At 45.3% G+C, this 24,909-nt stretch carries 15 protein-coding genes and 1 other RNA gene; 3 read left to right on the forward strand and 13 right to left on the reverse strand.

Annotation, left to right across the window (positions count from 1 at the left end):
• Nucleotides 1-351 precede the first annotated feature (351 nt).
• Nucleotides 352-597, forward strand: a complete 246-nt coding sequence (locus tag JT26_RS03020) for a thiamine-binding protein (RefSeq protein WP_036845870.1) — start codon at nt 352-354, stop codon at nt 595-597.
• Between the two features lie 100 nt (nt 598-697).
• On the opposite strand, the gene JT26_RS03025 is transcribed toward JT26_RS03020, so the two are convergent.
• The 10 genes from JT26_RS03025 to JT26_RS03070 form a co-directional block, all read right to left on the reverse strand.
• A complete protein-coding gene (locus JT26_RS03025) occupies nt 698-2,431 on the reverse strand; it encodes an alkaline phosphatase (RefSeq protein ID WP_081966361.1) in 1,734 nt (577 codons plus the stop codon).
• A 25-nt stretch (nt 2,432-2,456) separates the two neighbouring features.
• Nucleotides 2,457-5,165 carry a transglutaminase family protein gene (locus JT26_RS03030; protein WP_036845873.1) on the reverse strand — a complete coding sequence of 903 codons (2,709 nt, stop codon included), beginning with the start codon at nt 5,163-5,165 and terminating at the stop codon, nt 2,457-2,459.
• A gap of 29 nt (nt 5,166-5,194) precedes the next feature.
• Nucleotides 5,195-6,268 (reverse strand): ATP-binding protein, encoded by a 1,074-nt coding sequence (locus JT26_RS03035; RefSeq protein WP_036845876.1) that lies wholly within the window; start codon nt 6,266-6,268, stop codon nt 5,195-5,197.
• Between the two features lie 276 nt (nt 6,269-6,544).
• On the reverse strand, nt 6,545-6,697 hold the full coding sequence (gene rpmH, locus JT26_RS03040) for a 50S ribosomal protein L34 (protein WP_036845879.1): 153 nt from the start codon (nt 6,695-6,697) through the stop codon (nt 6,545-6,547).
• A gap of 93 nt (nt 6,698-6,790) precedes the next feature.
• Nucleotides 6,791-7,528 carry a tRNA1(Val) (adenine(37)-N6)-methyltransferase gene (locus JT26_RS03045; protein ID WP_036845882.1) on the reverse strand — a complete coding sequence of 246 codons (738 nt, stop codon included), beginning with the start codon at nt 7,526-7,528 and terminating at the stop codon, nt 6,791-6,793.
• A 799-nt stretch (nt 7,529-8,327) separates the two neighbouring features.
• Nucleotides 8,328-11,594 carry a S41 family peptidase gene (locus JT26_RS03055; protein ID WP_036845887.1) on the reverse strand — a complete coding sequence of 1,089 codons (3,267 nt, stop codon included), beginning with the start codon at nt 11,592-11,594 and terminating at the stop codon, nt 8,328-8,330.
• Between the two features lie 88 nt (nt 11,595-11,682).
• Nucleotides 11,683-12,969, reverse strand: coding sequence for a YihY/virulence factor BrkB family protein (locus JT26_RS03060; RefSeq protein ID WP_160217627.1), 1,287 nt, complete (start codon nt 12,967-12,969; stop codon nt 11,683-11,685).
• A 139-nt stretch (nt 12,970-13,108) separates the two neighbouring features.
• Nucleotides 13,109-13,503: RNase P RNA component class A (gene rnpB, locus JT26_RS10140), an RNA gene on the reverse strand.
• Between the two features lie 68 nt (nt 13,504-13,571).
• Nucleotides 13,572-15,641 carry a molecular chaperone HtpG gene (gene htpG, locus JT26_RS03065; RefSeq protein ID WP_036845893.1) on the reverse strand — a complete coding sequence of 690 codons (2,070 nt, stop codon included), beginning with the start codon at nt 15,639-15,641 and terminating at the stop codon, nt 13,572-13,574.
• Nucleotides 15,642-15,686: 45 nt separating this feature from the next.
• On the reverse strand, nt 15,687-17,921 hold the full coding sequence (locus JT26_RS03070; RefSeq protein ID WP_235300011.1) for an ATP-dependent Clp protease ATP-binding subunit: 2,235 nt from the start codon (nt 17,919-17,921) through the stop codon (nt 15,687-15,689).
• 753 nt (nt 17,922-18,674) lie between these two features.
• On the opposite strand from JT26_RS03070, the gene JT26_RS03075 reads away from it, so the two are divergent.
• Nucleotides 18,675-21,479 carry an ATP-binding protein gene (locus JT26_RS03075; RefSeq protein WP_235300012.1) on the forward strand — a complete coding sequence of 935 codons (2,805 nt, stop codon included), beginning with the start codon at nt 18,675-18,677 and terminating at the stop codon, nt 21,477-21,479.
• Between the two features lie 593 nt (nt 21,480-22,072).
• Nucleotides 22,073-22,477, forward strand: a complete 405-nt coding sequence (locus JT26_RS03080) for a DUF4348 domain-containing protein (RefSeq protein WP_036845899.1) — start codon at nt 22,073-22,075, stop codon at nt 22,475-22,477.
• A gap of 96 nt (nt 22,478-22,573) precedes the next feature.
• On the opposite strand, the gene JT26_RS03085 is transcribed toward JT26_RS03080, so the two are convergent.
• From JT26_RS03085 to JT26_RS03095, 3 genes are all read right to left on the reverse strand, one after another.
• The gene (locus tag JT26_RS03085; protein ID WP_036845902.1) at nt 22,574-23,026 is read right to left on the reverse strand and encodes a DUF4293 domain-containing protein; all 453 of its coding nucleotides are present in this window, start codon (nt 23,024-23,026) and stop codon (nt 22,574-22,576) included.
• Nucleotides 23,027-23,091: 65 nt separating this feature from the next.
• Nucleotides 23,092-23,442: a DNA-directed RNA polymerase subunit omega gene (locus tag JT26_RS03090; RefSeq protein WP_036791831.1), complete on the reverse strand. Its 351-nt coding sequence runs from the start codon at nt 23,440-23,442 to the stop codon at nt 23,092-23,094.
• Nucleotides 23,443-23,487: 45 nt separating this feature from the next.
• Complete coding sequence (locus JT26_RS03095; RefSeq protein WP_052110320.1) at nt 23,488-24,360, reverse strand: outer membrane protein assembly factor BamD; 873 nt, start codon at nt 24,358-24,360, stop codon at nt 23,488-23,490.
• Between the last annotated feature and the right edge of the window lie 549 nt (nt 24,361-24,909).

Consider the following 24,909-nt stretch of genomic DNA (forward strand, 5'->3'; position numbering starts at 1 on the left):
AGCAAGGCTCAAAAAATTAGAGATTTTTAACGCAGAGCGCGCACCCGAAATTCATTACGAGGGAGCCGGAAAAAGAGGTGTGCGCACGGAAGAAAATTTTTGTGCGCACAGAAAAAAATTTTCGTGCGCAAGAAAAAAAATTTTCGTGCGCACAAAAAAATATTTTCGTGCGCACGAAAATCCGGGCTTTTTGCCGACCCCCTCGCAGCCCAGTACTGATCCCGTTTCTGAGAGACAGGCAAAAAAGCCGTTTTTTCTTCGAAAAGGGAGGGTGGCGGACCGGAAAAAATGTGCTAACTTTCTCGCGTGAAAAACAAATTATTGTTGAACCTATGTTAAAATATGTGCATTATGAAGTGTTCCGTAGAGCTGAGTTATTACCCCCTCGGCAATGAGTTCAAACCGGCGGTAAAGGCGTTCATCGCAGACCTGAAAACGCATGACGAGATCAAGGTGGAGCCGGGAAGCATATCCACGCGCGTCTTCGGGGAGTATCGCACGGTGATGAGGATACTCACGGAGGCGATGGAGCGCGCTTTCGAGGCGCCGCACTCGGTGTTCGTGATCAAGATCCTGAACATGGACAGAGACAAGTAGGCAGCCGCTCTGCCCGATGAGGACAAAAAAATATTCCCGATAAGAGATTCGCTCCTATCGGGAATTTTTGTCTCCTCGTGCGCCCTCCGGGCACGGCTCGTTACTCTATCCAGCTTCTGATGTCGGCAGGGAGATAGAGCTTGTCGCGCTTGTCCACATAGACCGCCACGGTGGGCATCTCCCGTTTGGAGAGGATCTTTTTCCCCTGCTTCAGCGTGGCGATGTTCGTGTACGCCTCGATCTCCAGAGCCTTGCCCCGTTTGCCTTTCACCGTGAGCGTGGCTTGCCCTTTTTCGTCGGAAGTCAGGCGGAACTTCATCCCCTTGAACACCTCATCGTGCGGGGCAAAGTAGCGGTCGCTCATCGCAGGCAGCTCATCGCCCATGCCCAAGAGCGTAGCCATGTAGCGGTGCAGATCCGTGTTTTGGTTCACGCCCACGAGCTTGTCCACCTCCTCCGGCGTGTACACGGCAAGGAACACCTCTTCCGCCGTGTGCCCGTTGGTGGTGAAGCCGAGCGGTATCCGGGCATGGAAAAAGTGGTTGATGAGTGCCGGAAGAGTGCTCTTGTAGCCGCCATCGCCTATCTGCTCTTCGGAACGCTCCTCGGCAGGCTTCGGGCTGTTTTTGTACCCTTTGCAATCGGCAAGAAGCACCAACTCTTCCTCCGTAAGTGCAAAGCCGGCGTGCTTCTCCACGATGGCGCGAGCTTCGGAGTAGGGGTGCCTGTTCAGCTCTTCGGCTATGAACTCGGAGGTCTTTCGCACTGCGGTCAGAGCCCCGAACAAGTGCTGTCCGCTCGCCGTCGTGTAGGGCACTTCGCGCCGTCCCAAAGAAAATCCGCTGTTGCCGTGATCGGAAGTTACGATGATCACCGTGTTGCCGTCCTTCTTGGCAAACTCCAACGCCTCGGCAAACGCTTTGTCAAACGCGATAAACTCCGTGACGAGTGCCACGGGATCGTTCGCGTGCGCAGCCCAGTCCACCTTGCTGCCCTCGACCATCAGGAAGAATCCGTTCTCCGAACGCTCTCCCGAAGAGAGGCGGCGCAGCGCATCTGCAGTCATCTCCGCAAGAGAGGGGATCTCTGCCGGATCGCGGTCTATGTCGTAAGGGACATCGGCTTTCTCGTAGAGCTGCCACATCCTCGGATTGGTGTCTTTGGAGGCTCCCTCTCTGTCGTTCAGAAAGACACTCACGCCCGACTCGGTGAGATGTTTGCGGTGCTGCTCGGATAGCAGACCGGCACCTCCTCCGATGACGACATCGAGCCGGTTGTGTACCATCTGCGGCACGATCCAATCGTACCTCTTCCTCGAATAAGAGTGCGCCGCGCAGTCCGCCGGAGTGGCGTGCGGAAACTCGCAGGTGAACACCAGCCCGGTCTTTCTGTTGTGCTTGATCCTTGTAGCCTCGAGCAGCGTCATGAGCGGCCTCAAAGATCTGGTCGTATCCACCGGAACAAGGTCGGCTCCCGGAGTGCTCATGGGGTAGGTGGAGATGTATCCCGCTCTCGATGGCATCCCGGTCATGTAGCAGGAAGTAGTGGGCGCGGAGTCCCCGATGGGTGCGTCCGAAGAAAACGTTACGATGGTCCCACTCATGTAAGGGTCCAGATGCAGATGCTTGCTCTCCGCATCCATGTACCTCTGATACCAACGCGCTCCCGACACAGCAGAGAGTGAGGTGCCGTCGGCAATCATAAGGATGACGTTCTTGGCTTGCTTCACAGGTTTTCCGTTGGTGGTCTGAGCTGCCGACGGAAGGGATGCCCATACGGAAAGAACACAGACAGCAACCGCTGTCGCAGATTTGAGGGCGAGTCTTATTTTCATTGATGTAGTGTATTTGAGATGAATGTTACTTGACTTCTGAAACGACCTTGGATATTCTGTCTCCTATGCCTATGGTATAACCTTGGGATACGAACACGACACGTCCGAACGTATCGCAAACGGCAAGCAGAGGATACTCGAAAGGAATGGCGGTCTCCGTACCGGTGGTGAGGAGCTTCAGTATGGAGCCGTCCGTGTCTTTGCCCCAGAATGCTTCCGGAAGCAGACCCATGGCAGAAGGTGCTCCGTCTCCCTGCATCTGTTGAAGGACAACGACCGGCAGTGTGAGGCTCTTGCTCTCTTCGTTCCACATGGACTTGCGAAGATCTCTCAAGATGTGGTCGGTAGGCTCATGGTGATCCTTGCCCAGCACCAGCACATAGTAGCCTCTTCCCGTAGAGCTTAGCAGCGTTTTTTTGCTGTCTGTCTTGAGGTCGTGATACAGAGCTTCCGGATTCATGCTGCCGATGACGGATATTGCCGTGGTGTCTCTGTCGAATGCCATTATATTGGGAGTGTCTCCACAAGTGAGCTTGCGGAATGCAACCAATACACCTCCGGAAGCAAGACGTGTCCCGGTGATGATGTAGTTGTTTTCGTATTCCAAAGGATTCTTTACGGTCTCCTTGTAGCTCAGACCGTCTGCCATGTCATAAGTAACAGGCGCACCGGATGGCGAGATGTAGCCAAGAGAGAAGTTGTAGTAGTACTTCGGATCTGAAAGATAGGGCAGCGGTGTATAGTCGAGACTGATCTTGCATGTGCCCGCTTTGTCCGGATTCACTTTGCTCTCCTCTTCCGGAGCTATGGCAAAAAGCTTGTAGCCACCATCTTCGGTGTAGATCTTGGAGACGCCGATGGTGCCGTCATACTCTGAAAGTACACCTGCCGCACGGCACAAGCGCACAAACGTAAATGCCAAACTGCGAACATCCCCCACCTTGTGAGAGAGTACCGTTGCCGGAGAAAGCGGATGACGGATGGGGTTATACTGCTCGTCCACTTTGAATGTACGAAGATAAGAGACTATCTTCTCGGCTCTCTCTGTTGCGGAAAGAGCAGTCCAAGATGCTTCTTTCTCCGAACTTTCTGTGGCGTTATCGGCAAAGATGACCTTCAAGGCTTCGTTGAGAGCCTCTTGTACGGGGAATAGCTGTTCGGTGCCGACACGAGGAGAGAGGAGATACTTCACCTCTTTGTCGGATGTTCCGCCTTTATAATGTTTCATGACATCGGTCAGCACATCGTACGGAACGTCATGCAGGTCTTTCTTTGTGAGCGAAGAGAGAAGCAGAAGTCCGAGTTCCCTCTGTTCGGGAGCAAGGTTCTCCATAAACTTCAGGATAGTATGATGGTGTCCTCTGCTTTCGATATAGACTTTGCTCCAAAGGTCTCTGTTTTTCAGACCGAGCGACTTAAATGTCTCTTCCGCCCGGAGAGAGCCGGGGAAGGTCGCGAGGTAGGCTTTTCTGATGGAGTCGTTCTCCACGATGCGGAGAGCACAAGCCCTGATAGCCGTACTGTCGATAGTGTTGGAAGGTGTTACCGCTTCCGGAGGGTTGATGACCCAGTGAAGCTCCGAAGGCATCTCCGCAAATGGTTGGAGGTTCAGCTCCAATGTCTCGCCTCCTGCGCGTACCACGCCCATCGCCATGGCTTCTATTCCATGCTCCGCTGTGGCAAGCATGTCTCCGATGCCGGTTTCGAGAGCGGCTTCTCCGTTTTTATCCGTAAGAATGCTCGTGATAGGGAAAAACTCCGCATAGTTGTAGAGTCTGAACGATACCTTCACATCTTTTTGCGGAACACCGTCTTTCAACACTTTTACTCTCGCCGGAGCTGTCGGCACATAGAGAGAAGTGAGGTTGAGCTCGGTGTATGTCGGGAACTGCTTCAAGGATGCTTCCGATCCGCTATAAGCACCAAATGCTTTGGTATGCAGCATCATGGCACGGCGTACAGGGGCATCGAACCAGGCGTTGTTGAGTACCGGTGCCGGCTCGCACGCTCCAAGGTAGTACCACTTGCCATCTACCCAAGCCTCTACCCAGGCATGGTTGTCGTCCGTATGCGCCCATCTGGGAGTATAGACCTGTCTGGCAGGAATACCCACCGAACGCAGTGCGGCAACGGTAAAGGTACTCTCTTCACCGCAACGTCCAAGAGCATTTTGCAGAGTGTACACAGGAGAGGAGGTACGTCCGTCCGATGGCTCGTAGGTTACGTGTTCGTTGCACCAGTGATTCACTTCCAGCACGGCATCCATCATGGATAGACCTTTTACTCTGTTCTTTAGCTCTTCGTAGAACAACTCTCTACTATTGTCCAGAGCTTCGTTATTGACCCGAACGGGAAGTACGAAATGACGAAAAACATCTGCCGGAACAGACTTTCCCCAAGGCATTTCCTCTCTTGCCTTGTAGCTGGTCTCTATGTTCTTTACATAGAATGCCGTGCTATAATCGAGCATATCCGGGGTGATCATATAGCCATACAAAAAGTCCAATGCTTCTTGTACCGGTTGGGACACTTCACCTGCCGGAACATGGTCGGAAACAGGCAAGCCGAGATAGGAATATTTCTCCTGATAGCTTTTGATGGCTTCATCAAGAATGCTCTTGGGGAAGAGAGCAGAGTCCGTACTCTTCTCTCCGGACTTAGAACATGAAGAAAATGCAGATCCACCCAGCGTAATAAGCAGGATGGAAAGTATTAAAGATAGATTCTTTCTCATATAATGGATTGATTTAGGTTGTTTCTTCTCTATTGTTGCGGATGTTCCATTACGCTTCTATCCACCTCTTCCAATACCTTTATAAACGGCGGAAATTTGATCTCGGACATAGGCTTGGAGGTCATGGTGTGTAGAAGCGAGTAGCTGTACTCGGGAGATAAGAGGGTGTCCACTTCGAGGGCAAGTCCTCTCCAGACAAAGCTCTTTCTCCTTTTGTGTACAACGGGAGCATCCGGCTCTATATGTCTGAGATATATAACGAACTCTTCCGGTGTGATAAGGCGTTCTACTTCTGCACTCTTACCCTCCGAAGTGGTACGGAAGAAAGAGTGAAAATAGACGAAGTTGCCGGCTGTTCCGCGTTTCTTGATCTTTGTATTTCCTTTTATGTCCGTATTGAGCATGTACTCGAATATCTCTGTCTCTATACCATAAGGCACATCACCGGTTACCTCTACCTTGAATGTCCTTCGGGTTTCATCGGCTGTTTCATCTCCCACAACGCAGGCAATCTCACGGATGGTCTGCTCTATCTTGGCATCGAAATCACTATTGTTTTGGACGATGCGCAGGTTCGGATGCCCTGTCCAGGCACTTAGAATCTTACCATCCAACTCGCGAGCCAATTCTACCGTCTCTGTTCTTGCCGCATTGTTTTCGATGGTATAGAAGTCTTCCGCTCCGTCTGCCGCTGTTACCATGTGTATTACCGCATCGTATCGGGCATCTCTCAGCATCACTTCCGAAAGGGAGAGTTCGTCCAGCATGGCTTGCCACATATTTGGGTCCATGTATGCAGAAATATCCATGGTACCTCTGTCGGATATGATCAGTACCGGTTTATTGACAGACTTTGCCAGCTCATAGAAGATGTTTTCCATTTGGAGCTGAAACTTCAAGACCGCTTTCTCCGCATTGTAGAAGTAGGTCTTATCGTCCGTAAGGAAGTTCACGGAAGCCGCCGTAAATATCGTGGGGATTTCGGGTAAGGCATACACCAAATATCCTCTTATGGTAAATCGCTCTATGATCTTCGCCATTGCTGTGGTCTTACCGGCGCAAGGCCCTCCCGTGAGCGCTATTCGTACTATATTTTTGTTCATTTTTTATTGACTTTTTTGACCTCTAAAGTTAGCAATATTATTTCACAACAAGAGGGAGATAGCCAATTCCGAATCGGGCTATCTCCCTCTTTTGTCTATTGTGATTTCTTAAGGCAGAGAGCTCAACCTTTCTGCCCCGGAAGAGAACCATTTTGGGGTGAGGAGGTCAAGGTATCTGCTTGAAGCTTTCTGTCTGTACAATAAAAAACTTCCCTTGCAGTCTGAAACTGTAAGGGAAGTCTATGATAACAGCTCCGCAGGGAGCATCTGTTCTTGTTATCTTGGATACTCGTCAGAAACAGTTAGCTTAGCTCTGCCTTTAGCTCTTCTGGCTGCGAGAACTCTACGTCCGTTTGCCGTTGCCATTCTTGAGCGGAAGCCGTGTTTGTTTCTTCTCTTTCTGTTAGAAGGCTGGAATGTTCTTTTCATTGCTTTTTAACTTTTTATGCTGTTTTGATTTGTCTTCTTTTCTTTGGTCGGGCAAAGATAGTCAATTTATTTTAGACTGCCAAGAAAATAGTGCTATTTATTCAAGACCGAATCCGGCATAAACGGCATCATAAGAGCTTTGTACTCCGCTGTGTACCTGTGTCTCTCTACCTCTATGACCAGCTCGGACTCTTCTATTAAACCCTCTCTCTCCTCCATTTTCCATGTACTTAGAAAGCGTTTTACCGGAAGATCCTGCCGTCCTCGTATGGCTACTCTCCGGTGTAGTATCAGTCCGCACTCTTGGGCGGCTGCTTCGTACTCCTGTGCCATAGATGCAGGATATATGATGGCAACCTCTCCGTGTCGGCTCAGCATCTGCTTTGCCCTCCGAAACAGAGTGATTGCCGGGAGTGTGATGGCGTGTTTGGCAAGAGTTTTTAACTCGGATGGAGAGCTGTGTGTAGCCGTAAAGTAGGGAGGATTGGAGACAATAAGGTCATAGAGGGGGAAGCGTTCCGAAGAAAAATGTTCTATATCGGCATGGACAAACTGCAGTTTGTCGGGATGAGGAAAACCCTTTCTGTTCTCCTCCGCATCCGCAATGCTCTCTTCGTGTATATCCACCCCCACAACGCTGCTACCACAGAATCTCTGCGACAGCATCAGTGCCACAATGCCACATCCGGTGCCTATATCCAGTATGGTATCCGGCTCAAACTGCATTGTGCTGCCAGCAATGGCTCCAAGGATAAGCGCATCCGTACCCACTTTCATGGCACTTCTGTGATGAGCGATGCTGAACTGTTTGAGATGAAATTTCTTGTCCACAATATTGTTTTAGGGTATTGTAACCGGGGCGGATGGTGCAAGGCAGTTTTATGCACTGTTTCCACTCCCGATTTTGTTTGCAAAGCTACAAGTTTTTATTGCTTTTCGGATGTTTTGAGGAGAGAGGATTTTTATATATTCCATCCCGAAAAATGCTCCCTTTTTTCGGTCTCTCTATTTTGATCGGAGGGGTTGTTTTCAGAGCACGACCGAATTGTTAAATCAGGACTGTTTTATTAACACAAATTCCGATACTTGTTAAGCAAAAACGCTAAACGAGCATATTGTTTCGGCTTAACGTGTTTAATTTTTCAGTAAACACGTTTACCGATTTCATTGAACACGTTTACCGATTTCGATTAACGTGTTTAGCCGAAATTGATAAAAGGTTATATGCCAGTGTTTTATGTGTTTTTGCCCTAAAAAGTACCCAAAAAGGCAGATTTCTTTATTAGGAAACGTTTACAGGAGTGGGTGTTAAAATTTACACCAATTAACGCGAAAAAGCCCCATGAAATAGACTGAGAAAAAAATTTTTTCAAATTCGAGCTGATTTATATTTGCCTTATTTTTAGGGGATTATCCTCTTCTTGCGATTTGGTTGAGGGAAAAGAGAGCAAAAGTGGAAGAGAGCGGTGGCTCTTCTCTGCACTCTGTTTTTATATAAAAGTGCACGCAAAATTCCCCTATATTTTGGGGCAAAAGGAGCAGAAAAGAGAGACATAAAAAAGAAGCTCCGGTATGAGATTTTTCAATCTTCACACCGGAGCTTTTTCTCCAATATTATGGACGGAAGGGGTTACTCTTTTTTACCGACCTCTTTTAGCAATGTTTCTACTGCTGCTTCCATCTGTGTGTCTTTGCCTTTTAGGGCTTTATCAAAGTCGAGACGCACTTTAACGTCAGGGTGCAGCTCGTAGTTTTCGAGATATATACCCTCTGCGGTCTTGTAGCCAACGGCAGGAATACCGAAGTACAAGCTCGGATCTTGAAGCGTAACCCAGTTGACACTCGTCATGGTTCCCGGGACAGGCATACCGACGAGCTTACCTATTCCAAGGTGTTTGTACACCCATGGTGTACCGTGAGCGTTGCTATAGTCCGCTTCACACATGACCATGACAGACTCATGATTCCATCTGCGAGACGGCATTTCGCAGTAATCTTTTCCACGAATCTGCTGTTGCAGATATTTCTTTCCGGTAAAGAATACTTCCAAGTCTTCATGAAGACGTCCGCCACCGTTGTAACGAATATCTATAACGATGCCTTCACGGTCGTAATAGCGTCCCATCACTTCGGAGTAAACCGTACGGAAGCTTGGGTCTCCCATTGAAGGGATGTGTACATAGCCTAAACGTCCTTTGGATAGCTTGTCTACCTCATCGGCACGCTGCTTAACCCATCTCTTGTAGAGCAGATCTTCGAGCTGTGAAGAGGAGATACCTTTCACGGTTTCGCTCCAACGCTCTTTGCTCTTAGGGGAGTAGAACGATATGGAAATATTGCGTCTGATCTTTCCATTAAGGAGAGGGAAGTAGTCTTCGCCTGCCTTGATATCTTCACCATCAATCTTCTCGATGATGTCGCCGGCTTTAACCTTGCTTCTGAAGTTGTCAAACGGACCACCTGTTATCACTTCATCCACAAGCAGACCATCCTTGCCCTTTTCCCAAGAGAGGAATAGTCCGAGCTCCGCAGTAGGTTCGGAAGCTCCGCTTCCTCTGTAACCGGATCCGGTGTGAGAGACATTAAGCTCTCCAAGCAATTCGCTCAGCATTTCGGCATAGTCGTAGTTGTTGGAGATGTAAGGGAGATAGCGAGAGTAGTGTTTGGTAAGTTCGTCCCACTTTACACCGTGCATGCCGGCATCGTAGAAGCGAAGACCTTCTTCACGTTTAACGACATTGAACATATATTCGCGCTCAGCGGCAAGGTCTGTCTTCCATTCAGCCTGGTACGAGATCGGCTTAAAGGTCTCTCCTGCCACGGTCATCTTCTGAGGTTGAGCCCCAAGGATGAAGATCTGCTTGCCCTCTTTGTCCATCTGGAACTGTGCTCCTCCCGAATCCATCTTTCTTAGCAGTTTTGTGGAGCGTTTTCTCAAGTCATAAGACCAAAGGTCGTATCCGCCTTCAAATGCAGAGAGGTAGTACATCTTCTTGCCATCTTTGGTAACGATAGCGTCTCCCAAGGCAGAAGAGTTCGGTGTAAGACGAATGATGCGATCCTCCATGTTGTCGAACTCGATATTGAGATCCTTCTTTTCGGATGCTTTCTTCTTATCCTCCTCCTTCTTTCCTTTTTTCTCTTTCTTCTCTTTCTCTTCGGCCTCTTTCTTGATGCTCTTTTCCTCTTCCGAGAAGAGTTCAAACTCCTCTTCGTTCATCTTGAACTTGTTGTAGGCCTCTCTGTTCATGAAAGCGATCATGACATCGGACTGAGAACCCCAAGAGGCGTGATTGCGCATACCATAACGTTCGCTGTGGAAGATGATGGCATTGCCGTCCATAGCCCAATGCGGATTCATGTCGAAGTATCCGCTGTTGGTTACATTGAATATCGGTTCTCCGCCTTTGGCACTAACGATACCTATATCATAATAGGGTGCGTGGTTTCTGGCAACGTAAGAAATGGCAAACCATTTGCCGTCCGGACTCCACTCGAAGTTCATATCGCCATCTTCTCCATGCTGTGTAGAACCATCGGTGATCTCTCTTATCTTTCCGCTTTTGAGGTTGTACACGGCAAGTTTTTTACGTCCCAACACGAATGCTACCTCTGTTCCGTCGGGAGAGAATGCCGGATGCATCTTCTCCACTTTATTGCCCGGTATGAGAAGTTCTTCCTTAATAATGGTGGCATTAGGGAAGTTCTGCTCGTTCTTGTTTACTATTGTTGCTTTGTAGAGATCCCATTTGCCGCTTCTGTCGCTTGCATATACGATAGAGCGGTTATCTGCTCCGAAGGTTACACTTTGCTCTCCGGAAGGGGTGTTGGTTATTCTCTTTGTTGTGCTGTAATCCACTGATGTTACAAACACCTCTCCTCTAGATACGAAAGCAAGCTGTTTCCCATCGGGAGAGATGCTTGCAGACTGATAGCCTTGTAGAAAAAGACGTCTGTCTTGAACATCGGAGATGTCTGTTGCAACAGATATATTGACCCGTTGGGGCTTTTGTCCCGGAGTCATGGTATATATCTCTCCTGCATATCCGAAGCATAGCTTTCCGTCTTTGGATGTGGAAAGGAAGCGAACCGGATCCCCTTTGAACGATGTCAGAGCCTTGACAGTCTCGCCATTACCATTGATGTCTGTTTCATATACATTCATAGAGCCACCCTTGCGTTCGCTCAGGAAATAGACCTTTTTCCCGTCCGAACTGTATACCGGATCTCTGTCTTCTCCGTCATGTTGGACTACAAATCTGTGCTTTCCACTCTTGAGGTCATATTCCCAAATATCTCTGGAAACAGAGGAAGTGTGATGCTTTCTCCACTCATTCTCGAATCCTTTGAGGTCTTGATACAAGAACTTGCTACCGTCTTTGGAGTATGATACCGCTTCAGCAGGTGTGGAGATAATCTGCTCGGGTCTTCCTCCATTGACAGACACGGCATAAAGCTCGGATAAACGTCCTGTGGGGAAAAGAGCACTGGTATGAGGGTCTTGGATGTGCGCTTTGAATACCACGCTTTTGCCATCCGGAGTAAATGTGTATGGCGTTTCCGTAGTGGAGTGAGTAGTAAGCTGCTTAGCCACTCCTCCCATTGAGGACATGATATAGATGTTTACACCGGCATTGTTGCGAGTGCTGGTGAAAGCAATTTTTGAGCCATCGGGACTCCAGACAGGGCTTTTCTCGTACCCCTCGTTTGTAGTAAGGCGAACAGCCTGACCGCCTTGAGCAGATACCTTATAGATATCTCCTTTGTAGCTGAACGCAATCTCTTTCCCATCAGGAGAGATGGCTGGATAGCGCATCCATAGGGGACGTTCTTGAGCAACACCGCTCCAGGCAATCGTGGCGAAGAACATTCCTAACAAAACTCTTTTTAGTTTCATGATTTTGATTTGTGATTTTTAATAGAATATCTTTATTCTTGAATGTGTAATATCTGTTTTCGTTTCGGAAGAAATAAGGGGAAGCCAACTAAATATCGAGAATATTTTGCTGCATTACGGCATCGTCTTTTCTGATATCCCTTGTTGCCAATATGGTTTGCCACTCTTGATCGAAACGTTTATAGGTTTCTTGTGAAAGATTTTCAAAGCCCAAGGTATCCAACGCATGTAATATTTTTTGCACGCTGATGGTGTGAATATCTACGTTGGGCATGTATCTGAGAGTTCTTGGCAGATCAATATTGGGGATCTCACGTATAAGCCCTGTGGCAACAAGCCTGTTTAACATATCCCTTACAACGGTAATGGGAATGCGGCTCTCTTTTGAAAGACCTTCGATAGAGTATGGTTTGCTTCTCTCATTCTTGAATGCCGTGGCGATCTTCTTCATTAGTATCAAGGCAACAAAGTCTTGGAATCTTCTGGATACGTTATCTTTTTCTGCTCGGAACAGATATAGCGATGTGTTTTCTATGGCATAGCTCAGATGCGCACCGAATAGGCAGATGACCCATGAAAAGTTGATATACATGAGTAGAAGCGGAATGGCTGCAAAACTTCCGTATATCGCATTATATTTTGTAACCCAAAGCATTCCGGAGATATACACCCATTGGAATAGGGAGAAACCAATACCCGCAACCGTTCCCCCTATGAGCGCACTGGAGAAGTGTACTCTTGTATTGGGAAAGATGAGAAAGAGGGTCGTGAATATACCTATAACGATGCAGAAAGAAACAGCGTGAAGAAGAAGTGTAACAATGGGTGTGAGACTGATGCTATCTATTATGTTTACGTTGCCTAAGGATGAAATGAAGATGTTGATACCGGAACTTAAAGTCATCAGAACAGGAAGAAGGATAAAGGCAGCAAGGTATCCGAGAATACGTCTGCTCCAACTTCGAGCTTCTTTAATCTGCCAGACATCATTGATAGTATCTTCTATCGAGGAGAGCAAAGAGATTACCGCCCATAGAAGAAAGATAACACCAATACCGATGAACAGCCCTCCTCCTTTTGTTTCAGCGATATACTTTTGAGCAAATTCCAGCCCTTGCGACAGTTCTAAGCGGTGTGCAGGGAGATATTCATACAGCTGCTGTTGTACGGTTTCCTGTACACCAAATGCGGCAGCAATACTGATAAGGATAGCCAATAACGGGACAATGGACAGAATGGTAGAGTAGGTCAGAGCTGCGGACTTGCGCATCGTGTTACCTTCAATAAACTCCGCTATGGTGATATAAAGGACCCTAAGAGTATTGGTCATCTTTCCCTTCACTCCGGTAGTCTCGTCAGGGAATATGCGCCACATATCTACAGTGATAAATTTGTACGCCATCCGGAAGGAGTAAGACATACATTTTGCAAGGCTCTTCTTGGGTTTTCTTTGCCCGTCAGGCTTCTTCTTTGGAGCAGAGTCTGTCATATATCGAATATAAAGTGTGAAGAACGAAAGAGACAAAGCTATAAGCCGGGTTCTGTGCCCTCTCCGAAGATCAGGTGCTTGTCATTTATCTACTATTGCAGTCGCCTGCAATCTCTAGCGATCTACCCCCCGACATTGTGCGAGCAACACTTAGACGTCGGTATACATGATCTTACAACCCATAACATACATGGACGAGACATATCACTATGCCTCCGGTGAGCTCTTACCTCACCTTTTCACCCTTACCGTTAAAGTCGAGACTCCAATGGCGGTTCTTTTCTGTTGCATTAGTCTGCCTTTTTCTCTATCACGCATGAAAGGACAGGCAGCTTCCCGTTAGGAAGTATGGTGCTCTACGTTGCCCGGACTTTCCTCTCCGCCTTGAAACCTTAGCGCAGCGACAAGCTACTTTGTCTCTTAGTCCGTTCTTCAAAAAAGTTACAGGTGGAACCTAACATAAGATTCCACCTGTACAAAAATAGCATTTATTTTCCAACTATTTCGAGCGAGCGAGAAATAAAGCTGTCTAGCTGCTTCCCGTTCAATAGTCCATTGGCAAGGAGTGCGAGGTCGATCAGCTGTGATATTATCTTGTCCTCACTGCCGTACTTTTCAAACAGACCTTGTCTTTTCTGCTCGATATCCGAGAGCTGCTTTTTGGTTTCTTCAAGATCAGCTTCCAATGTTTTCTTTTCCTCTTCCGTCTTATCGGTAGAGAGTTGCTGTGTCAGCACATCTCTTCTGGCTTCAAATCCTTTCAGCTCTCCGTTCAGCCTTTTTGCTTCTTCTGCGTGAGTTGCATTAAAGTCTTCCCAAACCTTTTTCACTATCGGGTGATCCACGTTTACCAAAAGCTCGAAGCTGTCCGGTAAATCTCCATAGAAGTTCATCCCTTGCTGGAATTGGGACATATCTTTCATACGTCTCATAAATTCATTTCTGACGATAGTGATAGGTCTTGCATCCGACCCCATGTGAGAAGGAATGATATGGAAATTCTTTCCATTTGCTTTAGGAACAGCCCCTGCAAAGAGTCCGTTAAGACCTGCAAATAGCTCTTTCTCTACCTCTTTTTTGTTCTCTTCTTTTGGGATCAAGTTTGTTATGGCATCGCTATCGACACGTGCAAAGCGAACATTCTCCCATTTTTGTTCGAGCATTGATACAAGAGGCATATCCAATCTGCCATCCAAAAGAAGCACATCATATCCTTTATCCGTTGCCTCTTTTACGGCAGAGTATTGCTCTTCTATATTGGTGGAGTAGAGTAGGACAAGCTTACCATCCTTGTCTGTTTGAACAGAGGAGATAAGGTTTCTGTACTCCTCTTCCGTGTAGAGCTTCTCTTCCGAGTTTTTCAAAAGGAAGAACTTCTTGGCTCTGTCGTAGAATTTTTCTTCCGTCAGCATACCATATTTCACGAATAGCTCTAAAGCAGACCACTTTTCCTCGTACGAAGGACGGTTGTCTTTGAATAGTTCATCCAGCTTATCTGCGACCTTTCTTGTGATGTAAGAAGATATTTTCTTGACGTTGCGGTCGCTTTGGAGGTAGGAACGGGAAACATTCAGAGGAATATCCGGAGAATCAAGCACACCATGCAGAATGTTGAGATAATCCGGAACGATACCTTCTACGTTCTCAGTAACAAAAACCTGATTGCTATACAGCTGTATCTTATGCTTGGAGAGGTCTATATTATCTTTTATACGAGGGAAGTAGAGAATACCGGTAAGATTAAACGGATAATCAATGTTCAGATGGATCCAGAAGAGAGGCTCATCCATACCGCCGAAACCTGCAGAGGGATAAAGCTCATTATAGAAAGAGAGATAATCTTCATCTTTCAGGTCGGCAGGTTTCTTGGTCCATGCAGGTTCTGTGGTGTTGATAATAAGTTCTTTATCTGTAGCCACATATTTGCCATCCTTCCACTCCTGTTGGTATCCGAATGCAATCTGCACGGGGAGGAAGTGGCAGTACTTCTTAAGTAGGGCTTTTATCTTGTCCGGATTCAGAAACTCCTTATTCTCTTCATCTATGTATAATATAATGTCTGTACCTCGTGTCGTGCGGGTACCCTTTTGCATTTCAAAAGAGGGAGTACCGGTACAGCTCCACAAAACAGGCTCTGCTCCTTCGTTATAGCTTAGAGTGTCTATCTCTACCTTGGAAGCCACCATGAAAGAAGAGTAGAAGCCAAGACCGAAATGCCCGATGATGGCAGCGGCATCGTCTTTATACTTCTCCATGAACTCTTCTGCTCCGGAGATTGCTATCTGATTGATATACTTCTCTATCTCTTCGGCAGTCATACCTATACCGCTATCCGATATGATGAGCTTGTCATCCTCTATACGCAGACGTATGGTAAGGTCTCCCAGCTCTCCTTTATACTCGTTCTTGGCACTGAGAGTCTTGAGCTTTTGCGTAGCATCTACTGCGTTAGAAACCAATTCTCTCAGAAAGATCTCATGATCGGAGTAGAGAAACTTCTTAATAATAGGGAAAATGTTTTCGCTTGTTACACCAATGTTTCCTTGTTTTGTACTCATATCATTTATTGTTGTTTTATGTCCTGTCTGTTGGAAGTGCTGGTGTTATTCCTGTACCTTTTTTTGAGGTTCGATATTCAGGTTTTCCATACTGAACACTTCCTTTACGATTGTATCGGTTGCATTGCCGTTGTCATCCTTGACAACATCTATCAGATAGCACTTTCCTTTCTGTACTTCTCCCGAAATCATACCATCCGATATCTTGTTTTCTATATACTTGCTTATGGCTCTTTTGAGAGGACGAGCACCATAGGTGGCATCGTATCCCTCTTTTGCGAGGAAAGACTTTGCTTCTGGAGAGATTTGCACCGATATTTCTATCTCTGCGATACGTTTAAGAAGAGATGCAAGTTCGAGGTCTACTATTTTAAGTATAGACTCTGTACCCAGTGCATTAAAGGTGATGATGTCATCTATTCTGTTCAAAAACTCCGGAGCAAAAGTCTTGCGCAAAGCTTTTTGTATCACTTGCTGAGAGAGAGAGCTAAGGTCTCCGGATGTGTCGCGGAAGCCTATCCCAACGCCGAAGTCTTTTAGCTGGCGAGTGCCTATGTTGGAAGTCATGATGATGATCGTGTTCTTAAAGTTCACGGTCTTGCCATTACCATCGGTCAAGATACCATCATCCAACACTTGGAGCAGGATATTGAACACATCGGGGTGGGCTTTCTCTATCTCGTCGAAGAGCACCACAGAGTAGGGACGGCGGAGCACTTTTTCGGTCAGCTGTCCTCCTTCGTCGTATCCTACATATCCCGGAGGAGCTCCCACAAGGCGAGAAACGGTGTGTTTCTCCATCAGTTCGCTCATGTCTACCCTGATGAGAGCTTTCTCGGTTCCGAAAAGTTCTATTGCTATCTGCTTTGCGAGATAAGTCTTTCCCACACCGGAAGATCCCAAAAGCAGGTATGAACCGATAGGCTTTTTAGGGTCTCTCAGTCCGATTTTATTGCGTTGTATGCTCTTTATAAGTGTCTCCACAGCATGATCTTGCCCTATCACTTTAGACTTGATCGTAGGAGCAAGAGTAGACAGTTTGGTAAGATCATCCGCCGATATGTTTGAGACCGGTACTCCGGACATGAGAGAGACCGTGCGCTCGACATCCTCGACCGTCACGGCAGGAGGGGGAGTAGTGAAGTCTTTATTCTTCAATGCCTCCAGATAACGCTCTATTTCTGCTTTTGTGGCAGACTCTTGGTCTCTGTATTTCGCTGCAAGTTCGTAGTTGTTCTCCTTTACGGCGGCATCTTTTTTCAGCCTGATCTCTTTAAGGGAATCTTTTAGGGAGTCCAGCTTGTTTGGTTTATTCTGTTCGAGGATCGCAATATAAGACCCCGACTCATCCATTGCATCTATCGCCTTATCGGGGAAGTTGCGGTCTGTTATATATCGGGCAGTAAGAGAGACACATGCTTCGAGAGCCTCTTCTTCATACTGAACGTGGTGAAACTTTTCGTAGGTCTCTTTCAGGTCGAGCAAGACATTTTTGGTCTCCTCTTCTGTCAGAGGATCTATCATTACCTTTTGGAATCTTCGTTCCATGGCACCATCTTTTTCGATGGACTTTCTATACTCATCCAGAGTCGTGGCTCCGATGCAGCGGATATCTCCACGAGCCAATGCCGGCTTCAGTATATTGGCAGCATCCAAACTGCCTTGAGAGTTTCCCGCACCCATGATGGTGTGTATCTCATCTATGTACAGGATGATGTCGCTATTGCTCTGCACCTCTTCTATGAGCTTTTTCAGTCTCTCTTCAAACTGACCTCTGTACACCGCTCCTGCGAGTAAGCCTGCAAGGTCGAGAGAGTATATGGTTTTGCCCATAAGGAAAGGAGGCACTTCTCCATGCTCTATGCGTTGTGCAAGAGCCTCTACCACTGCGGTCTTTCCCACTCCCGGCAGACCGAGCAGAATCGGATTGTTCTTCTTTTTTCTCAGAAGAATCTGTGCGATGCGCACTATCTCCTTGTTTCTTCCATATACCGGATCTATCTTTCCTTCCCTTACTCTTCTATTGAGAGATATGCCATAGAGATCGAGGTTGGGTGTACGGCTTTTGTTCCCTTTGCCTTTTCCGGAGTCGGAAGAGGTTTTTGCGGCACTGCTTTTGTCGTTTTCTCCGGTCAGTAGTTCGTCCCAAGACTCTCCCTCTTCTTCGGAAGAGGGCTGCTCTGTAAGGGCAGAGTCTACTACCTCTTCCATGACAGCTGTCATGAATGGGCTATCGGTTGTTTCGTCTGTAAAGACAGTATTGTATCTGTTTTGCTTCATATCGGTCATGTTCTTTGGTAAAACCTTCCGAAGTTTATACATACATATACTATGCCAAGAGGGAATGCCAAGAGGAGAAAAGGGGATCATGGCGTGTCTTTTTATATAAAAACGGATTCCGTTAGTGGACTCTTTTCTTTTCCGAGACCTTCTTGTTTCAAATCATCTTCACTCAAGACATAAAGAGGCGAACTATATAAATATCTTACTATAAGGGAAATACGAAAAAGTGGAAATTCGGAAAATTTTTCCTCTTGGTCGGATTCAGGGGCTGTTTTTGCGTTAATATAGGTGAATTTTAACGCCTATGTTTGTGAATGAAACCTAATGCGATTTTGAGCCTAAAAGCAGCAAAAAAGAGCGCAAAACACTCAATCCTCTAACTGTCAGTACTATAAGTGAAATTTCTAAACACGTTAACCGAATCCGGTAAACGTGTTTAATGAAATCGGTAAACGTGTTCATTGAAAAATTAAACACGTTAAGCCGAAAGAATATGCTCGTTTTTTAGGTGAATTTGACAAGTGAATTTTGTTCGGAAACAAGGCAAGTCCAGTCAGCACTTTTTCTGTCGGTAGAGAACGACCAGCAGAGTAGATGAAGAAATTCGTTCATTTTCCTTTATTTTCTGGAATATCTTATCTTTGTTGAAAACTTGGTACAATAATCTAAACGAAGCAATGAGTCATGATTCGACTCTCTACATATAGACCTCTCCGATTTTATCTGCTCCTAATGGTGCTGTTTTGGGGTATGTCTTTTTTAGTATCCTGTTCTCGTAAGAGTAAAGATGCACGTAGCTCTTTCTCTTCTCATGCTATCTCAAAAGAGCTGTTTCGAAATAGAAAAAACAAAGACTCTCTTCTCTATTTACTGAATAGAAGTTTGGATAGAGGAGATGACAGAGCGGCAATGTTATGTTATAAGACTCTTGGAAATCTTCATAGAGCAAACTCCTCCTTTTCGGAAGCAATAGAATTTCATGGAAAAGAACTTGAGATGTCCCTTAAATTAAGCGATACTATTTTTATTGTACAGGGATTGAACAATCTCGGTACCGATTTCCGTCGCATAGGAGCACTTTCTCAAGCATCGGAGTATCACTACCGGGCATTGGTCTATTCCGAAGCATTTTCTAAAGTAGACACTCCCGAAGGATTGAAAGGTAAGATCTCCTCCATGAACGGTATCGGAAATATCTCTCTGACTCTTGGACATTACGATGAGGCTGAAAAGTATTTTAAGCAAGCATTGGAGGGGGAAGTCTTACTTGAAAATAATATCGGGCAGGCGATCAACTTGGCTAATCTGGGAGCAGTATATGAGGCTCGGAAAGAGTATGATGCTGCTCAAGAGTATTACGAGAAATCTTTGGAACAGAATCGGCTGGGCAAATCCTATGTTGGGGAAGGGCTTTGTCTCTCCTATTTGGGAGATATCTATAAGAAGCAGAAACGCTACGAACAAGCCAAGGAATACTACCGACAGTCTTATGATATAATGCAGGAGCACAGCGATAGATTCCATTGGCTTACTTCCTGTATATCTATTGCCGAGATCAATCATCTTGTTGGTAATAAGTCCGAATTTGAACGCTACATATGCCAAGCAGAGCAAACGGCTTTGGAGATAAATGCTCCGGAGCACCTCTCAACCATATATATGTTGAGGCATGAGCGGGATTTTCAGGATGGAAATTTTTATTCCGCTCTCAACCATTACAAGAAAGGTCAGGTCATTAAAGACAGTATCTTGAGTGTTCAGAAGGCAGATCGGTATATAGAACTGAAGGTAAACTACGAACGCGAACAGACTTTTCGCCAACTTCAAGAGATAGAAACTGAGGTGAAAAAGAAGAAAACCGAAAAAGAGAGAGCCATATATACGCTGTGGGCAGTGATTTTAGTGGCTCTCATGACCTCGGCTCTTTTTTACTACGCATACAGGCAACGCACTCGGAGCAACAGACTTCTGAAAGAGATTGAAAGTCGTCGGACGGAGTTCTTTACCAATATTACGCATGAACTTCGGACACCTTTGACGGTTATAAAAGGGCTGAACAGACAACTTGCAGAAGCAAGAAATCTGTCCGAGAAAGAGAGACAAGTCTATCACTCAGCCATAGACAGGCAGGGGAGCAACTTGTTAAAGCTGGTGAATCAGCTACTTGATATTGCGAAGCTGAGAAGTGGAGGATATGAGCCGGATTGGAGAAGAGGAGATATTGTCTCTTATCTTCAGATGATAGTAGAGACTTTCAAGCTATACGCAGCGGATAAAGGAGTTACGCTAAACTTTTATAACCGGGCTTATGTTCTTGAGATGGATTTTATACCATTCTATATAGATAAGATTTTTAGCAATCTGCTTTCCAATGCCATCAAGCATACTCCTCCGGGGGGATTTATTAACGTTGTACTTACTAAGGGACGAAAAGAGAAAAATATCCAGTTGCAAGTATCGGATACAGGCGAAGGGATTCCGAAAGAAGAGCAGGATAAGGTCTTTGAAGTCTTTTATCAGAGTCCGAATACCAAGAATGATACCGGTTCCGGAATAGGGCTGTCTTTCTGTAAAATGATGGTAGAAAAGATGAATGGAGAGATTTCCGTTTACAGCGAGCCGGGTAAGGGTTCCACATTTACGGTATCTCTTCCGGTAAGGAGTAAGGCTCCATTTAAGTCTATACCCGTTGACGAGGCTTCTCACTCTCTTCTATCTCCATCCGATATTGTTATTGTAGATCATAAGAAAAGCGATCCGATAGAGTCTTCCGAGCTTAACGGCATACAGCCGATGATTCTTATTGTCGAGGATAACAATGATGTCTCTCTCTATCTTAAGTCTATGCTAAGAGAGTATTACAATCTGTTGTTTGCCCAGAATGGGGAAGAGGGATTGGAGTTGGCAGAAAAGCATATTCCCGACATTGTTATAACGGATATTATGATGCCTGTCATGGATGGATTTGAATTTTGTAAAAAGATGAAAGAGAGTATGTTACTCAATCATATTCCCATTATAGTGCTTACGGCAAAAGCTTCCGATCCGGATCGATTAAAGGCTTTGAACTTGGGTGTAGAGGCATATCTGCATAAACCATTCAGCCCGGAAGAGCTTCGGATAAGGATGCGGAATATCCTTGAAAACAGACGTCTTTTGAAACAGAAGTATAAGGAGGTTATAGATAAAGAGAACGGATCCGAGCTTCGAGAGCTTAACGATAGAGATTTGAAGTTTTTACAGAAAGTTACCGATCTCATATATTCTCAGTTGAGAAATCCTGAAATGAATGCTTCATACTTGGCAGACAAGATGGCTATGAGCCCCTCTCAACTGAATCGAAAGCTGAATGCCTTGACCGAATACTCTACAATATCTTATGTTCTTCAGATCAGACTCTCCAAAGCAAAGAAGATGCTGAGAGAAGAATCTCTCTCCATCGTAGAGATTTCCGATGCTTGCGGATTTTCCGATCCGAACTATTTCTCTCGTGTTTTCAAGAAGGAAGTGGGTGTTCCTCCCTCTCAATATCAGAAAATGACGCTTGACACATAGTATGTAAAAAGCATATTCTTCAATAAAAAACAAGGAAGTCATCTATTCTTACACGATTTCCTTGTTTTATTTTCTCTTCTTTGTCTATATTTTTATTTTATTGGCAGTAAGTGTTTTATATGCTTTTTATGCTTGAATAGTACAGATAGGCACAACTGTTAATGCCCTGAAAATGTAGAAGTGTGCAGATATAGTGAAGAGTCGAAGCCGGCTAAAGATCTACATTTGTAGTGTAAAAACAAGTCAATTATTAAGGTCGGCTTCAAGAGCTATCGAGCTTTGAATAATGAATAGCTAACGCAAGAATCCTTCTGAGAGAGTCCGATATTTTGAGGAGACTCTTACATCGAAAGTTATGAAGCGAATGGAATAGTTGTCAAATAGTGCGTGTTTTCAAAGAATTGCAGCATCCGTCTATAGAGTATAAGAGCTTTATGGCGGATGCTTCCTTTATGGTATTTGTTTTACTGCTTTAGGCTTTTTTGTTTTTATTTTTTATCTCGGTGCGCAGATTGTTTGGGAGTAACCATATTCTCTTTACTTCATTTTTCTTGTAATTTGTAACTTTGGCTTTCTATCAAACATTTCTATTTATGAGACATTTTTTATTCTTCGGGTTATTTCTGTCTATTCTCTTTGCGGCTTGTAATAAAAACAATGTGGAGGAGTTTGACCTCTTCATGAAACAGTTCAACGAGGATCTTTCGTTTCAAAAAAGCCGGGTGATTTTTCCTCTTAAATACGAGGGGTATGATATTGAAACGGACTCTTTGATGCTTCAAGAGATACCGGAAGAGGAGTGGGAGGAAGTGGATCTAAGTTGGGATCCATCCTATAAAACACGAGAAACCGATGCTTACGACAGGGAGATTATAGAGCGGAAAGATACTACGATAGTACACTTTCAAGGTGTAAACAATGGCATAAACCTTGAAGCCGTCTTTGTTTGTAAGGAAGGGAAGTGGTTTTTACTGCATTTGTCGGACAGATCCATGTAGATCCGTGGGCAATACAGTTGCAGAGAAATAAAAAAAGATTCGCATAGAAATATGCGAATCTTTTTTTTATGATGTTTCGGAGGAGTTGTTTAGACGTTATCTCAATCTGTCTGCATACTTTATGGTTCTATGGTCTATTGCTATGCCTCGATAGGCAAGAAGCTCCAAGATAACCGCTACGATCGGAAATGAGAAGGCGTATGTCGGTTTGAATCCTTCCAATGTTCCGCCCAAAGCTTGGTAGCCATAGAACAGGAATGCCCCGATCATGCCCAATGTGATAAGCGCGGAGAACATTGTCAAGCGCATCTGCAATACTCTTCTGTTGTAGAGAAATATTGCAATCATCGGAATGAGAGCAGAAAGAATCAGAAGAAACAACAATCCCCACTTGGCTTCAAACAGAGACTCGTCAAGGGACATAAATCCTGTTCCGTCAAGTAAGAAAATATCTCCTGAGAGATTAACGGTAGCCACAGGTATGAACGACAAAATTGCCATAAGGATAGAAGCCACCAACAGATATATGGTCTGAATACGTTGAATCATGACTGTATAAGGTTGTAAAGAGTGCTTTGTTGTCTGTTTTCCCTTTTATCCACAAGGGGTGAACATCAATCGTCGTCTCTCTCTATTGCTGTCTCTGCTTCTCTAACCGGGTTGCGGAAATAGAGACTGCCTGTTTCAAACTCTTTTGTTGCTATGAGAGATGCCTTAGGAAGCTTTTCATAGTAACGAGAGATCTCTATCTGCTCTCTGTTCTCAAAGACCTCTTCCAAGCTGTCGGATACGGCAGCAAAGCCTTGCAACTTTGTTTCCAAATCTTTCTTCATCTCTTGAGAGATCTGATTGGCACGTTTGGATATCACCATTACCGTCTCATAGATATTGCCGGTAGGCTTAGAGAGTTCTACCACATCGCGTGTTGCCGTAGTCAGAGGGGCATTGATTTTCTTATAGTCCATTATGAAAGAACCTGATATTTATTGGTTTGTACTTTTGTATTCTTGTTACGCCTTTTCTTCGGCGGTATCTTCTTTAGTTGTTTCTTCTGCTTCCACCAGATCATCATCCTGCGGGAGCATCTTGTCTATAAAGTTTTTGAACTTCACTGTCTGCTTCAAGAACGCCCCGTCCGGGTATTCGTTCAGATAGCTGTAATATTCATCCCGAAGCTCTCTGACACGTTCTCCTTTCTTCGACTCGATACTGTTGTAAGCCGTTTCATACAGAGATGCCAGTATGAGGTAGCTAAACTCCTCCTTGTACTTGGAGTAGGGATAGTCCTTTATGGCATTACGGGAGGTGATGATGCACGAAAGGTAGTTGTTAAATAGGTAGTTGCCGAGGTTATAATAAAGTTTGGCAGCAAGAAGCTCCTTTTGTGCAAGTTTTTCTTGCAGTTCGAAAAGTATCTTCTTAGCCTCATCGGCATAAGTCCCCGTAGGATAGTAGTCCAGATAGAGTTGCAGTTCGTTGATCGCCTCCAAGCTCATCGCCTGATCCAGACGCACATCCGGAGAGTGCAGGAAAAGTGCATAGCCGCTCATGTATCTGGCATACTCCTGATATTCGCCCGTGGGATGAGAGGAGTAGTATTTCTTGAAATACTGGTGCGCAAAGTCGTAGTTCTTGGATTGGAAGTAAGAATCCGCAAGCAGATAATCCACCTGTTCCGCTTCATTACGCCCTTTGAAGTAAGGGGTAATCTCTTCCAACAGCTCTATGGTGCGGCTATATTTTTTTGTGTTATAGTACTTCTTGGCATACGAGAGCTTTTCCATGATGTCATTGCTCTTTTGTACCCGAACATACTCTCCGCAAGAAGAGAGTAGAAAGATGCTTAGAAAGGAAGCAAGTACTATTTTATATGTTTTGTGCATGACTGTTCTACAGAGTATATAATACTATTAGCATGCAAAGATAACCAATTGTAACGAGATGAGAAACCCCTTTTGTGCAGTATCTGCAAAGTTTAAGATATTTAAGGGAGTGGAGGTCAAGATAATCGGCAAAAGAGTCGTTTAAGTCTGCCTTCAAGATAGAGTCTCTCTGTTTGAAAGCAGCAAAAGCCTTGCGAACCTGTTAGAAAGATGCTCCGAATAGCTTTGTATCTTTTGCCAAACGTATTAAAAATTAAAAATCAAGCCTTTATGTATGGAAATCAAGCTTTGATTCTTAAAGATTAAGACCCGGTTTGTGAGGTTCAAGCCTTGATTTGACATTTTATAAGGCATCAAAGCTTTTTCCGAACGTGTTAAAGAGAAGTTGTGAACAGGTTTATTTTGAGATCTCCATCGGGTTGTTTTTCAGATGAAACCGATACAAAAGAGAGTGAAAAAAGAGAGGGCGGAGAGTGGAGAATGATAACTCAAGTAATGAATGGGGAAAAAATCGTAATTTTGTAGGTCAGAAAATAGATATAACACATA

It is taken from the genome of Porphyromonas sp. COT-108 OH1349, from assembly GCF_000768755.1.
Taxonomy (GTDB): Bacteria; Bacteroidota; Bacteroidia; order Bacteroidales; family Porphyromonadaceae; genus Porphyromonas_A; species Porphyromonas_A canoris.

What these genes read in the sequence shown, in the direction of transcription:
- JT26_RS03020 (WP_036845870.1), top strand. Translation starts at nt 352, where the DNA reads ATGAAGTGTTCCGTAGAGCTGAGTTATTACCCCCTCGGCAATGAGTTC.
- JT26_RS03025 (WP_081966361.1), bottom strand. Translation starts at nt 2,431, where the DNA reads ATGAAAATAAGACTCGCCCTCAAATCTGCGACAGCGGTTGCTGTCTGT.
- JT26_RS03030 (WP_036845873.1), bottom strand. Translation starts at nt 5,165, where the DNA reads ATGAGAAAGAATCTATCTTTAATACTTTCCATCCTGCTTATTACGCTG.
- JT26_RS03035 (WP_036845876.1), bottom strand. Translation starts at nt 6,268, where the DNA reads ATGAACAAAAATATAGTACGAATAGCGCTCACGGGAGGGCCTTGCGCC.
- rpmH (WP_036845879.1), bottom strand. Translation starts at nt 6,697, where the DNA reads ATGAAAAGAACATTCCAGCCTTCTAACAGAAAGAGAAGAAACAAACAC.
- JT26_RS03055 (WP_036845887.1), bottom strand. Translation starts at nt 11,594, where the DNA reads ATGAAACTAAAAAGAGTTTTGTTAGGAATGTTCTTCGCCACGATTGCC.
- JT26_RS03060 (WP_160217627.1), bottom strand. Translation starts at nt 12,969, where the DNA reads ATGTGGCGCATATTCCCTGACGAGACTACCGGAGTGAAGGGAAAGATG.
- htpG (WP_036845893.1), bottom strand. Translation starts at nt 15,641, where the DNA reads ATGAGTACAAAACAAGGAAACATTGGTGTAACAAGCGAAAACATTTTC.
- JT26_RS03070 (WP_235300011.1), bottom strand. Translation starts at nt 17,921, where the DNA reads ATGAAGCAAAACAGATACAATACTGTCTTTACAGACGAAACAACCGAT.
- JT26_RS03075 (WP_235300012.1), top strand. Translation starts at nt 18,675, where the DNA reads ATGTCTTTTTTAGTATCCTGTTCTCGTAAGAGTAAAGATGCACGTAGC.
- JT26_RS03080 (WP_036845899.1), top strand. Translation starts at nt 22,073, where the DNA reads ATGAGACATTTTTTATTCTTCGGGTTATTTCTGTCTATTCTCTTTGCG.
- JT26_RS03085 (WP_036845902.1), bottom strand. Translation starts at nt 23,026, where the DNA reads ATGATTCAACGTATTCAGACCATATATCTGTTGGTGGCTTCTATCCTT.
- JT26_RS03090 (WP_036791831.1), bottom strand. Translation starts at nt 23,442, where the DNA reads ATGGACTATAAGAAAATCAATGCCCCTCTGACTACGGCAACACGCGAT.
- JT26_RS03095 (WP_052110320.1), bottom strand. Translation starts at nt 24,360, where the DNA reads ATGCACAAAACATATAAAATAGTACTTGCTTCCTTTCTAAGCATCTTT.